The sequence below is a fragment of the Mucilaginibacter sp. P5_A6 genome, assembly GCF_056400585.1.
Map to the genome: position 1 here is coordinate 19,781 of NZ_JBFUKZ010000031.1, position 12,578 is coordinate 32,358.

At 39.6% G+C, this 12,578-nt stretch carries 15 protein-coding genes and 1 other RNA gene; 8 read left to right on the top strand and 8 right to left on the bottom strand.

Going from position 1 to position 12,578, the window contains the following annotated elements; translation table 11 throughout:
* Window positions 1-44 precede the first annotated feature (44 nt).
* The 4 genes from rpmA to AC1DO4_RS25035 form a co-directional block, all read right to left on the bottom strand.
* The gene (gene rpmA / locus AC1DO4_RS25020; RefSeq protein WP_477420393.1) at window positions 45-443 is read right to left on the bottom strand and encodes a 50S ribosomal protein L27; all 399 of its coding nucleotides are present in this window, start codon (window positions 441-443) and stop codon (window positions 45-47) included.
* A gap of 50 nt (window positions 444-493) precedes the next feature.
* Window positions 494-802, bottom strand: a complete 309-nt coding sequence (gene rplU / locus AC1DO4_RS25025) for a 50S ribosomal protein L21 (RefSeq protein ID WP_477409468.1) — start codon at window positions 800-802, stop codon at window positions 494-496.
* 75 nt (window positions 803-877) lie between these two features.
* Window positions 878-1,297 carry a hypothetical protein gene (locus AC1DO4_RS25030; RefSeq protein ID WP_477420395.1) on the bottom strand — a complete coding sequence of 140 codons (420 nt, stop codon included), beginning with the start codon at window positions 1,295-1,297 and terminating at the stop codon, window positions 878-880.
* Window positions 1,298-1,525: 228 nt separating this feature from the next.
* On the bottom strand, window positions 1,526-2,899 hold the full coding sequence (locus AC1DO4_RS25035; protein WP_477420397.1) for a dicarboxylate/amino acid:cation symporter: 1,374 nt from the start codon (window positions 2,897-2,899) through the stop codon (window positions 1,526-1,528).
* A 178-nt stretch (window positions 2,900-3,077) separates the two neighbouring features.
* Between AC1DO4_RS25035 and AC1DO4_RS25040 the strand changes: the two genes are divergently transcribed.
* Genes AC1DO4_RS25040 through AC1DO4_RS25055 form a run of 4 tightly spaced genes read left to right on the top strand, consistent with a single transcriptional unit; the run spans window position 3,078 to window position 5,294 of the window.
* The gene (locus AC1DO4_RS25040) at window positions 3,078-3,605 is read left to right on the top strand and encodes a hypothetical protein (protein WP_477420399.1); all 528 of its coding nucleotides are present in this window, start codon (window positions 3,078-3,080) and stop codon (window positions 3,603-3,605) included.
* A gap of 44 nt (window positions 3,606-3,649) precedes the next feature.
* Window positions 3,650-4,147 carry an RNA polymerase sigma factor gene (locus AC1DO4_RS25045; RefSeq protein WP_477420401.1) on the top strand — a complete coding sequence of 166 codons (498 nt, stop codon included), beginning with the start codon at window positions 3,650-3,652 and terminating at the stop codon, window positions 4,145-4,147.
* Window positions 4,134-4,724 (top strand): hypothetical protein, encoded by a 591-nt coding sequence (locus AC1DO4_RS25050; protein ID WP_477420403.1) that lies wholly within the window; start codon window positions 4,134-4,136, stop codon window positions 4,722-4,724. The genes AC1DO4_RS25045 and AC1DO4_RS25050 overlap by 14 nt, the downstream gene beginning before the upstream one ends.
* 30 nt (window positions 4,725-4,754) lie before the next feature.
* Window positions 4,755-5,294 (top strand): GNAT family N-acetyltransferase, encoded by a 540-nt coding sequence (locus tag AC1DO4_RS25055; protein WP_477420405.1) that lies wholly within the window; start codon window positions 4,755-4,757, stop codon window positions 5,292-5,294.
* On the opposite strand, the gene AC1DO4_RS25060 is transcribed toward AC1DO4_RS25055, so the two are convergent.
* From AC1DO4_RS25060 to dinB, 4 genes are all read right to left on the bottom strand, one after another.
* On the bottom strand, window positions 5,289-5,990 hold the full coding sequence (locus AC1DO4_RS25060; RefSeq protein ID WP_477420407.1) for a LytR/AlgR family response regulator transcription factor: 702 nt from the start codon (window positions 5,988-5,990) through the stop codon (window positions 5,289-5,291). The genes AC1DO4_RS25055 and AC1DO4_RS25060 overlap by 6 nt on opposite strands.
* A 3-nt stretch (window positions 5,991-5,993) precedes the next feature.
* Window positions 5,994-7,019, bottom strand: a complete 1,026-nt coding sequence (locus AC1DO4_RS25065; protein WP_477420409.1) for a sensor histidine kinase — start codon at window positions 7,017-7,019, stop codon at window positions 5,994-5,996.
* An 18-nt stretch (window positions 7,020-7,037) separates the two neighbouring features.
* Window positions 7,038-8,252, bottom strand: a complete 1,215-nt coding sequence (locus tag AC1DO4_RS25070) for an acyltransferase family protein (protein ID WP_477420411.1) — start codon at window positions 8,250-8,252, stop codon at window positions 7,038-7,040.
* 470 nt (window positions 8,253-8,722) lie between these two features.
* Window positions 8,723-9,907, bottom strand: coding sequence for a DNA polymerase IV (dinB, locus tag AC1DO4_RS25075; protein WP_477420413.1), 1,185 nt, complete (start codon window positions 9,905-9,907; stop codon window positions 8,723-8,725).
* 72 nt (window positions 9,908-9,979) lie between these two features.
* Between dinB and AC1DO4_RS25080 the strand changes: the two genes are divergently transcribed.
* The 4 genes from AC1DO4_RS25080 to AC1DO4_RS25095 all read left to right on the top strand — a co-directional run bounded on the left by AC1DO4_RS25080 (window position 9,980) and on the right by AC1DO4_RS25095 (window position 12,517).
* Window positions 9,980-10,600 carry a 2'-5' RNA ligase family protein gene (locus tag AC1DO4_RS25080; RefSeq protein WP_477420415.1) on the top strand — a complete coding sequence of 207 codons (621 nt, stop codon included), beginning with the start codon at window positions 9,980-9,982 and terminating at the stop codon, window positions 10,598-10,600.
* A gap of 18 nt (window positions 10,601-10,618) precedes the next feature.
* Entirely contained in the window at window positions 10,619-11,242 is a 624-nt protein-coding gene (locus AC1DO4_RS25085; protein ID WP_477420417.1) for a 2'-5' RNA ligase family protein, read from the top strand.
* Between the two features lie 44 nt (window positions 11,243-11,286).
* Window positions 11,287-11,385: signal recognition particle sRNA small type (gene ffs / locus AC1DO4_RS25090), an RNA gene on the top strand.
* Between the two features lie 169 nt (window positions 11,386-11,554).
* A complete protein-coding gene (locus tag AC1DO4_RS25095) occupies window positions 11,555-12,517 on the top strand; it encodes a YpdA family putative bacillithiol disulfide reductase (RefSeq protein WP_477420419.1) in 963 nt (320 codons plus the stop codon).
* Window positions 12,518-12,578: the final 61 nt, after the last annotated feature.

Consider the following 12,578-nt stretch of genomic DNA (forward strand, 5'->3'; position numbering starts at 1 on the left):
TCAAATTGACCGGGGCTTTTAAATATTTATAAAGTATCAGCCAATTACTCAGCTGCTTCGGTATCTGCTTTTTTAGCGGCCGCTTTCTTAGCTTTTGGTGCTTCTTCCGCTACAACCTCTGCAACAGGAGCTGCTTCAACTGCTACCGCCTTTGGAGCAGGTGCTGCTACTACTTCAGCAACCTCTTCTGCAAAAGGAACAACTGAAACGTATGAGCGGTTGTCAGCTTTCTTTTTGAAAATTACGATACCTTCGGCTAAAGCGAATAATGTATGATCTCTGCCGATACCTACGTTAACGCCCGGATTGTGTTTAGTACCACGTTGACGAACGATGATGTTACCTGCAATTGCTGGCTGACCACCGAAAATTTTGATACCTAAACGTTTGCTATGCGACTCGCGGCCGTTTCTGGAACTACCGGCCCCTTTTTTGTGTGCCATTTCTTAATATCTTTTATGGAATTGAAGAACAACTCCCGTTAAACTTTAAATTATAATGTAATACCAGTGATCTCGATCTTGGTAAATTGTTGACGGTGACCGTTTTTCTTTTTGTAACCTTTTCTTCTTTTCTTTTTGAAAATGATCACTTTATCACCTTTTAAATGAGACACGATCTTAGCTGATACTTTAGCACCTTTCAAATCAGAACCTAATTTGAATGAACCTTCGTTTTCTGCTAACAATACACTGTCAAATTCAATACTAGCGCCCTCGTCACCCTGTAATCTGTGTACAAAGATCTGCTGGTCTTTTGCAACCTTAAATTGCTGTCCGGCTATACTTACTATTGCGTACATGTTTGTTAATTATTGTTTTAAAATTCGAGGTGCAAATATAGGGATTGATACTTTAATAAACAACATACCTGCATTTTATTTTTTTAGCCTTCTTTCGGCTGTTGTTAAGCTTTGGTCTATTTCTTTGATCAGCTGTTTGTTGGCATCAATTAATTTAGGGTCACCGGAAAAATTCGAATCAAAGATTACCTTTTTTGTTTTGGTTTTATATTTAAATTCAATGATGTAACGTATAGGCTTATCGGCTGAAGTAGTATCTCCTTTTTCATTTGCCGGAAAATCCCAGAAACCCAGGTCGGCTGCCTTATGGTGCAGGTATAGCAGATCATTATCGGTGAGCCTGATTTGCACTTTTACCAACGAATCTCTTTTATTTAGGTATTGATAATCACCGGTACTTGAATTAAATTTATTTATCAGGCTGTCTTTCTCACCATATTGAATAGATATGGATTGAAAATCGGCATACCTGTATGGCGCGTTTTTTATCATCATGCCATAGTAGTAAAAACAGTAAAGCAGAAACGGAACAACAATAGTAAAGATTAGAAATATTTTTTTGGTACGACTTGACATTTTTAATTAATGAATTATGTTTTAATTATTGATAATTTTCTTCTAACCGTCATTGCGAAGCACAAAGCAATTTCTATACTATACCGAGTTGCTTTGATAACCGGGGATTGCTTTGTACCAATGACGCTTTTATAATAGCTCCTGGAATTATTCCAATTCCCCCTCCCACTTGCTAACAACCGCCGTAGCCATTGCGTTGCCCAAAACATTCGTAGCCGATCTGCCCATATCCAATATTGGATCAATCCCTATAAGTAAAAACAAGCCAGCTTCGGGGATATTAAACATAGATAGCGTCCCCGCAATAACAACCAACGAGGCACGTGGCACACCCGCAACACCCTTACTGGTAAGCATAAGCACCAACAACATAGATAGCTGATGACCGAACGACAAATGAATGTCATAAGACTGCGCCAAAAACAGGGATGCAAAGGTCATATACATCATTGATCCATCCAGGTTAAATGAATAACCAAGCGGCAAAACAAAACTTACAATTTTATTACTGCATCCAAAACGTTCCAGTTCCAATAAAACCTTGGGATAAGCCGCCTCGCTGGTTGATGTGCTGAAAGCAATCAGCATAGCATCCTTGATGTTATTGATCAGTTTGAATACCGGGTTGCGCAATACAATAAAACCTGCCAATATAATGATCAGCCATAGCAATACCAGCGAAAAATAAAATTCGCCGATAAAAATACCATAAGTAGATAAAACACCAAGTCCTTGTTTAGCAATTACAGCTGTAATAGCACCGAATACCGCAACCGGTGCCAGTTTCATTACATAGCCTGTTATTTTTAAAATAACATGAGCAATGGCATCCATAGCCTTAATAACTATTTTACCCTGCTCTCCTATCGCTGCCGTGGCTATACCAAAAAACATGGAGAATACTACAATCTGTAATATCTCGTTATCAGCCATCGATTTTATAAAACTTGAAGGGAATACGTGCCCGATAAACTCTGTAAATGATAAAGCAGTTTTTTTAATCCCGGTACTTAAATGGCTATCGGGCAATGGCAGGTGCATGGTTTTACCAGGCTCAAACAAATTAACCAGCAACATCCCTAATAATAACGAAATCAATGTGGCGCTAATAAACCAAAGCATGGTTTTGCCGCCAATCCTGCCAACTGCCTTAATATCCCCCACCTTGGCAACACCAACAACCAGCGTTGTAAACACCAGGGGGGCTACTATCATTTTTATAAGGTTGAGGAATATCTTGCTTAAAACATTAAAGACCTCCAGCTTATCTTCGCGCAATGTGCTGTTGTCCTGCTGTTTTTTTACTTCAGCTTTGCGTTGCAGTTTTAGATTTTTAAAAACTTCGGTTGTTGTATCTGTAGACGCAAGCAGGCTTTTATCGATGTTTTTTATAGCAGCCTCGGAGGTGCTGATGTTGGCATTTATGGTATTAATTACATTAGTATTGTAAATATATCCCGTTATTACACCCAAAATAAGGGCTACAAAAATGTAGAGCGTTAGTTTGCTTTTTTTGTTCATCGATTTTATTAAGGCTGTAAAAGTACAAAATTTTAACTCTGTTAAGAGCCAAGGATCAAGAGACAAGGATCAAGATAAGCTTTTCTTATCTATTTGTTTCCGGCAGGCATGTTCTGTCTTGGTTCCTGATGCTAAATATCTTGATTCTAATTAGTATTTTGCCCAACTTTAGCACAGCATGACGGTTACTACTTACGGATTACAGCATATAAAGAAAGAGATTCAGCACCTGCCTCATGAGCAGTTAACCGACTTATTGCTCCGTTTGGCACGTTATAAAAAAGAAAACAAAGAATTATTAGCTTACCTATTATTTGAAGCCTATGATGAGGCAGCTTTTATTGAAAAAGTAAAAGCCGAGGCTGGGTTTATGTTTAGCCAACTGCCGGCTTTAAGCTACCACGCGGCTAAGGGCATGCGTAAAATTTTAAGATTACTTAGTAAATACACTAAGTTCACAGGATCAAAGGGAGCTGAGATAGAGCTTTTGCTGAATTTTTGCAGCAATTACCTGGAATATGCCGACAGGCGAACATCCTACAAACCTATCCGGTTAATTTTGACAAGACAGGTTGAGAAAATAAAAAATCTGATAAACAAGTTGCATGAAGACCTCCAATTTGATTACGCTGAGAATTATAATAATTTAATAACCGATGCTGAAAAAAAGCTCACCTGGTTTAAAAAGAATGATTACTTGTTGTAACATATTTAGCCATCGGCAATCTAAACTATAAAAATCTATTAATTGTGGCCAACAAAGAAGCAGCGTTCAAGCAAATATATGAAGCTAATTCTAAAAAGATATTCCATTTGTGCTATGGTTATACCGGCGATGACGATGCCGCGAACGACCTTTTACAGGAAACCTTTTTAAAGGTATGGCAAAATCTTGATAAATTCCGTAACCAGGCCATGATCTCAACGTGGATCTACCGCATTGCTGTAAATACGTGCTTAACTTATTTACGATCGGAAAAGCGACAGGCCAAGGACGAACTCACCCCCCAGATAGCAGAAACCAAACGAGAGGAGCTATCAGACAAAAACGAAAAAGTTGCATTGTTATATAAGTGTATATCAAAACTGGAAGAATCAGAAAGAATAATAATAACATTGGTACTCGACGAAGTACCCTACCCCGAAATTGCAGAAGTTTCGGGTATATCGGAAGGAAACCTGAGGGTGAAGATTTATCGTATAAAACAAAAATTAACAGAATTATATAACCAGTATGAAAGACTTTGATCATTTGATGTCGGTTTGGCAGGGACAGCCAAAACAAGATCAGCTTTCAGTGGATGAGGTGCTGAAGCAGGTAAAGAAGGGGATTCGCAGCATAACTAATAAGTTGTACTGGACTATAGTGGCCATGGTGGCTATCACCATATTTGCGGCCATCGTTACATTTTTCCTGGCATTCAAGTCGGGAGTTACTACAGCCGGTATATTACTGGTATTGATTACCATGCTCATGTACCTGTCGCTAACGGTAAGGCATTATCATATCCTCAGCAAGCGCGATGCTACAATAAACCCATCTGAGTACCTTGAAAGCTTGAAAGAATACCAAAAAACCAGGTCGAAAGTAATTGGCTGGTTTTATTACATTTATATATTGATGATAAGTGCCGGGCTTGCACTTTACTTTATTGAAGTGCTTGAAAACTCCTMCCTGGTATTTAAAATAGTAACTTATACATCAATCATTATTTGGTTTTTGTTTACCACATTTTATTTAAAGCCAAGAATGTTTAAGAACGAGGAAGAGAAGCTTAACCTGATGATAGACCGGTTGGTGAGGTTGAAAGAACAATTTGATTAATTATTATTGCACCGAAATTTTCATTTTAAAATGACGGACAATCCTATCACCCTTCAAAAAGTAACTACAGCTGATGTTGACACCTTGCTGGCTATTAGCAGGGATACATTCTTTTATTTTTTTGCTCCGCTGAATGACGCTGATAATATGGATGCATATGCGGCCAAAGCATTTACTACAGAACGCACAAGCGCCGAAATTGAAAACCCCGGCTCGCAATTTTATTTTGCGCTATTTAATGGCCTAATAGCTGGCTATCTTAAATTAAACTTTGCGGACGCTCAATCTGAATTTAAAGATCCGGACGCCCTTGAGGTGGAACGTATTTACGTTTCAAAAGAGTTTCATGGCAAAAAAATTGGCCAGTATCTCTTAAATTTCGCTATTCAAACAGCACTCGATCATCATTTTAAATATATCTGGCTTGGCGTTTGGGAACACAATAATAAAGCCATTGGTTTTTATGAACATCACGGCTTTAAGGTATTTGGCAGCCATGAGTTTTTATTAGGGAATGACTTGCAAAACGACCTGTTGATGAAGAAGGAATTAGTTCAATCGGTATTATAACCTGTGCTGATTAATCAACAAATGCATTACCTGCTCCCTTAATTGCCTGCTAATTGGAATTTGGTGCAGGCCCACAGCTAACATATTCCCCTCAATAGAGTTAACTTTATCATAAGCAACAATGTAAGATTTGTGGGTTTGCAGAAACTTACGCAACGGCAATTTATCGGCAAAGGCTTTTAAAGTGCTGTGGGTGATTATCTTTTTATTGATAGTTTGTATCACCACATAATTTTCCATACCCTGTACAAAAAGCACCTCATCATAAACAACCTTTTCCAGCTTGCCTTCACTTTTAACAAATAAATAGCTGGCTTCACTCCCATTACTCTGCTGGTCAAAATAATCCTTAGCCTTAAATGCGGCCTTCATAAAACGCTCAAAAGAGATTGGTTTAAGCAGGTAATCCAACACATCCAAATCAAAACCATCTGTTGCATACTCCTTAAAGGCAGTAGTAAATATCACTTTAGGAGGATTTTGCAATGACTTTATAAAATCGACACCTGTTAAATGCGGCATTTGGATATCCAGGAATAACAAATCAACAGGTTGTTGTTTCAGTATGTCACTTAATTCCATTGCATCTTCACACTGGGCCTTTAGATTAAAGAACCCGGCTTTCTCTACATACCCCTGCAAGCCTTTTCTTGCAAAAGGTTCATCATCGGTTATTATACAAGTTATTAAACCCATCTCCTAAAATTTCAATTCAAGTTCTGCTATAAACCTATTTTCGTGGCGGTTAACAACCAGCTTATGTATATCCGGATAAAGCAATTGTAAGCGTCTTTTCAAATTCTCTAACCCTATGCCAGTATAGTTATATTTAGTTTCCATTTTCTCCGGCACATCGTTGGTAACCGAAAAAGCGATCATTCCGTCAATACTCTTTGCAACAATACTAATTTCATATCCCCCGCCAACGTATTTGAAAGCATTCTCTACCAATGGTAATAAAAGCAGTGGGTAAACGGACTGATCGGTCAGCTTCGTATCAAAACAAACATTTAAGCACAGTTTATTGCTTGCCCTTATTTTTTGAAACTCAATATAATTTCGCAGGTATTCCAATTCCTGGCTTATGGATACCTGCTGTTGCTGATCATAAAGCTGATACCTGAGCAAACTGGAAAGCAATTCGGTACTCTTTTTAGCTGCCGGTACATCTTCATCCATCTGGAAATAAATGGTGTTTAATGCATTAAACAAAAAGTGCGGATGATATTGGGCTTTCAAAAACTTAAGTTCGGTTTCTAACTGATCGGTAGTCAACTTTTCCAGTTGTACCTTGTTGGCAATGTAGGCCTTTAACCATGTGCTGCTACGTGCTATGCCATAATAAATAATGGCATATAAGGTTGGTATCATGGTGAGGTCTGCCAGATCACCCCAGGATAGGCCGTCGTCAGTCAATGCAGCCATTGGAGTAAATATCAGGTTCACCAAAACCAGGTTAGCAAACACCAGTATAATTAATTCTCTTACTACTCCCCGATAATTAAATTGCAGTGGCCAGCGCCTGTCATAAAACCGAAAGAGCCACTCAAATATATATATGCCTGCATAGCCCACCAATACACTGCAGCTCATTTCAAGGACATTTAAACCCCAGTCTCTTTTCCAAAACATTTCATCATGTTCAGTGTCATGCAGCAGCCTTACGGTAAAATATACCAGCAGGCCGTACAATGCAGGGAAAATATATTTCCGAAAGAATTTCATAGCAGTAAATTACAAATTTCAGGCAGATAGTACCTCAACAGTTTTTATTTCTTCGGCATGCACTTTTATTACACGCTCCGGTTTATCTTTTGGTTTCATCCCAAATAAAAAGCGGGTTAAAGCGTATGGGCGCACCAATAAATGATAAATGAGCATAGTTATAAAAAAGGTGATCCCAACGGTATAAATATATTTAGACAGGATACTTTCATTTGGCACCTGCACAATGTAATAAACCAGCAGCACTATCACAGTTTGGTGAAGAATATAAAAAGGATACACAGCCTGGTTTAAATAGCTTAACACTTTATGGGTGCGGTTAAGATATTGTTTGCCATAGCCAACCAAAGCCAATACCCATCCCCAGGCAATTATTGGCCTTAAAGCAGTAAAAGCATAACTAAACAATATATTTTGAAATGGCCAGCGGGCGTGTAGGGGTTCGATTCCATTCCACCTCAGGCATTCCCATAACATGAGGCTCAAAAAACCAATAGTTAAAGCAAAACGGCGGTTTCGTTGCAGGCTATCCATTAGTTTAGGCTGTACAATGCATATAAAACCTGCTAAAACAAAAAACAGCCAGTAAACAAAATAGCAGCCATCATGTATAAGGTCATTGGTTTCTGGTAACTGCCAGCTCAATAAGGTAAACCAAATGATACCGGGCAGCATTAACAGGTAAATCCATTTTCCTTTGGCCAATACGGCAAGCTTTTGTTTAAATCCATCACTTTTAGATGACACCATCCAGGCAAATACAGGGGCAAATATTAAATCGTAAATAAACAAATAAGCAATAAACCAAAGGTGATGCCAGCTAAAACTACCTTTAGGATAAGGTACAAAATTAAACACACTTGGATAAAAGTCCCAAAAACTGCCTTTGTATCCATGCGCCAGCCGCTCCATATATATCTGCGGCGGAACAATGAAAAACATGCCCACCAAAAGGGGAATAAACAGCCTGCGGAAGCGTAAACCGATGAAAGTAAGAGTAGATCGCCGCTGCATCATGTAGTAACTCACGGTACCAGAAATAAAAAAGAGCAGCGGCATGCGAAAAAGGTGCAAAAAGTGATTTGATTCCATCATTAGATTGCTGGTCTCGGCATTTTTAATATGCCAGCTATCTTCGGCGACGTAAGGCATAGCCGAATGAAAAAATAATACACCCAGTATGGATAAGATTCTTAACCAGTCGAGGTAAGTTTGGCGTTGTGTTGTTTCCATTTTTCTTTTTTTATCAAAAGAAGCAACTGGAGCCAGCGCTGTAAAATTAGTTTGACCAATGGTTATAAAGCTTTGACCAATGGTAAAAATTAAACCTGCACCATAACACAAACACGCGAAGTTGACCTGCTAAAAACTTTTTGTAAAAGACGCTCAGGACGAAAGCTTCTTAAATATTCCCTGAAGGCAATTCCTATACTTTTGACGCACCGTTGACACACCTTTCATGTATCTGTGAATCACCTTACCAGTACCCTTTGAAAAGCTTTTGATTACCCTTCAACACCGTTTTAATAATACTTAGTTCATTAATAATCAAATAATTAATGAACTTCTATGAATTTTCAAGGCTTTTTATTTTAAAATACACCGGGCAATTATCCTTTAAGATATTCGCCCGGTTTGTTTTATATACAAATATACCAAAAATTTAAAAAACATCCAACAAAACACCCTACATCCGGCAAGGCTCAATCTTTCAAAAACGGGTTAAAGTTCCTCGTCCCTATTTCCATACCTGCTGCACGGCAAACAGTTTTATCGCCAAATTTAAAATTAATATTATCCATGGCCTGGTAAAGGCGGATGCGTTCCTCGTTATCCTCAAACAGGTTGATCTGGTAACGGCCGCTGGCAAGGTTACTGAGCCTTACTCCTATCAATCGGATAGGCCGGTGCTGGTTCCAGGCTTTTTTGAGCAGGTTTTTAATCCCGGGTAATAAAATATGTTCGGCAGCGGTTAAGGCAATTTTTTGCTGTTGTGTATGGGTTTCAAAGTTGGCATAACGGATCTTGATAGCCAGGCACGATGCCAGTTTGTTTTCCCTGCGCAGTTTGGAGGATAATTCTTCCGTCATAGATACGAGGATAGTTTCCAATGTACGCTGATCGTTAACATTTACGCCAAAGGTATGTTCTGTTGATATGGATTTACGGTCGCAATGCGGTATGATCTCACTATGGTCTATTCCATGTGCCTTTTCCCAAATAAAAATGCCCATTTTACCAAAAACAGCTTCCAGGAAACGGATATTGGCACGTTGCAAATCGCCAATTTTTTCCATACCATATTGATACAATTTTTGACTGGTGCTTTCACCAAGACCTGGAATTTTACTGATGGGCAGCGGCGCCAGAAATTGAAGTTCCTCCCCATGTTTAATAAATAGCTGCCCATTAGGTTTAGCCGCGTTGGTAGCCATTTTAGCCACCGTTTTGCCCGATGCCATACCAAAGGAGATAGGCAGGCCCGTTTCCCTGATCACCCTTTGGCGCAGGTTACACGCTATTTGATAACAGTCATAAAAACGGTCCATTCCGGTAAGGTCGATATAAAATTCATCTACAGAGGATTTCTGGTAAAGCGGTACCGAATCATGTATGATCTCTGTTACCTGCCGCGATGCTTCAGAATAACGCCCATGTGTGCCCCGCACAATAATAGCATGCGGGCAAAGCTTCATGGCCTGTTTCATAGGCATGGCAGAGTGAATGCCAAATTTACGCGCCTCATAACTGCATGAAGCCACTACACCCCTATCTGCCGAGCCGCCAATGAGCACAGGTTTACCAATGAGCGCCGGATTAAATTTGCGCTCCACCGATACAAAAAATGAATCGAGATCGATGTGTACGATATACCGCTTTTGCTCCATACACAAATATGAAAATAAATTTGGTATTTTGCTAATTTTATTAGCATTTTTGAGTGAATTAAAAACAGGCTTATGACGATGTACGAAGACTATCTGATGCTTTTATCGCCACCCGAAACGGTGAAACACGAAGTTGCGCGGTATAAAAAAGCTTCGGCAAAACTCATAGGCAACTATCAAAGTATGGATTCGCCAGCCCATATTTCCATCCTTCACCTGGATAGGCAAACACACTCCATGAAAGAAAAAACCAATGGCGTTATGGAGCCGAGCCTAAGGCAGTTGCCGCCTGTGCTACTGCACATGGATGGATTTGGCTATTTTCCGCACCTGCATGCTAAAATGACCATTTATGCCAATATCCGGTCGACCCCGGCTGTTGACGAATGGTTTAGTCAGCTAAAGAAGAAACTGAAGATTATAAAGACCCTTACCCCACACATCACCATAGCCCGAAACATCCCTGAAAAGGATTTTAAGATCCTCTGGCCGCACTTTAAGCATAAACAACTGGTGGAGCCCTTTTGGGTAAACGCCCTCACAGTTGTAAAGCGCGATACATTTGATGCTTATGCCAAATGGGAGTTTTACAAAAAGTATGAGTTTAAAAACCAGGGCGGGTTTATAGGTATCGACAATATTGAGGCCGGGCGAATCAATATAACCGACCAGGATCAGATGAATTTATTTTAAACATTAACGTTGAGCACCATGACATCATTTCATTTTTTACTTGATCTGCCGGGCCACATCAACACCGATATTTACAAATTGAAGAACGAAGCAAAGCGGGTGATCGGGGTGTATCCCAGCATGAATGCTGTTCCGCATATTACGGTGAATAATTATCATCCCAACCCCGGCGATTTTCATGAACCTGGATTTTCGCTTTTTAAAAGGCCGCTAAGCCTTTTACCACCAATAACACTCCAGATTAATGGGTTTGATTGTTTTAATGAAGATAGCTCCCATCATAAAACCATTTATGCCCGGCTTGAGTTAAGTCCGCAAAATAAATTTTGGTTCAAATTACTTTGGAAAATTGTGGGTAAAGGGAGTACTAAACCACACATTACTATTGCCAGATCATTAACAACCGAGCAATTTACCCTGCTGTGGCCGCATTTTCATCAGCGTAAAATACAAGCCAGTTTTACGGTTTCAAAATTTACGATTTTAAGGGTCAGGTATCTAAAAGGTGAATTTGTATCCGAGTCTTACCGTGAATTTGATTTCAATGGATCGCAAAATTCATTGACCGGTCGTTACAACGACTATCAGCTCAATCAATTAAAATCCTATAACACTGGAAGCCAGCAGATAAGCCTTTTTTAACAATTTATTAACCAAAAACGTATCATTTTTCTATATTTGCGCCGGGGTAAGTCTTTTACGGCCAGCTCCTCTTGAACTCCCCCAGGGTGGGAACACAGCAAGGGTAGAGAGTTGAGCGGCGCGATAAAAGTAGCTTACCCTTTTTTTGTGCCCTATATTTTTCTGGCCGGAAGTAATAATATCGAACGCCGAATATTGGCCAAACAAAAAATCGGTATTCGACATTCAAAATTCGTTATTCCATATTAAAAAGTTCTAAATGCGGTTATATCCTACCGCGAATCTCTCTTAAAAACTGCCTATCTTCGCAGCATGCTCGATATACTAATAATAGGTGGCGGTCCCATCGGCCTGACTTGCGGACTTGCAGCACAAAAAGCAGGTTTAAGTTTTATTATTGTCGAAAAAGGCTGCCTGGTTAATTCGCTGTATAACTACCCCTCAACTATGACGTTTTTCTCCACTTCCGAGAAACTGGAGATTGGTGGAGTGCCATTTGTAACCGCTCATAACAAACCTACCCGTAACGATGCGTTGGAGTATTACCGCCGAGTTGCCTTATCAAACCACCTACCTTTAAATTTATTTGAGGAGGTTACCAACGTAAAAGCCGAAGATGGCAGTTTTACCGTAATTACAAGTAAAGCAACCTATAAGGCTAAAAAAGTGATCCTTTGTACGGGCTTTTATGATATCGCTGTTAAACTCAATATTCCAGGCGAGGACCTGCCAAAAGTTAAACACTATTACCATGACCCGCATTATTATACCTCACAAAAGGTTGTTGTTGTGGGTTCAAGCAATTCGGCTATAGATGTGGCTTTAGAAACCTATCGTAAAGGTGCCGAAGTAACCCTTGTAGTGCGCGGACCTGAGATTAGCAACAGGGTTAAATACTGGGTAAGGCCGGATATTATCAACCGGATAAAAGAAGGCAGTATCAAGGCATATTTCAACGCTAACCTGCAAGCGGTACATGAGCATGAGGTTGTTATTAAAACCGCCGATGGCCTCATCACTATACCCAATGATTTTGTAATGGCGATGACGGGTTATAAACCCAATTTCGAATTCCTGAAAAAGCTGGGTATCATCCTGTCCGAAGATAAATTTATCCCGCAATTCAATCACGAAACGATGGAAACCAACCTGCCCGGTTTGTACCTCGCCGGTGTAGTTTGCGGCGGAATGGATACACACTTATGGTTTATTGAAAACTCACGGATCCATGCAGATATGATATTGAATGATATAATGAAGAAAGTGAATGGTTGATTGAGTTATTTTGAACCTTAATTCGCCAATTAAAGAATTTCTTAAACTGGTATAATTGATC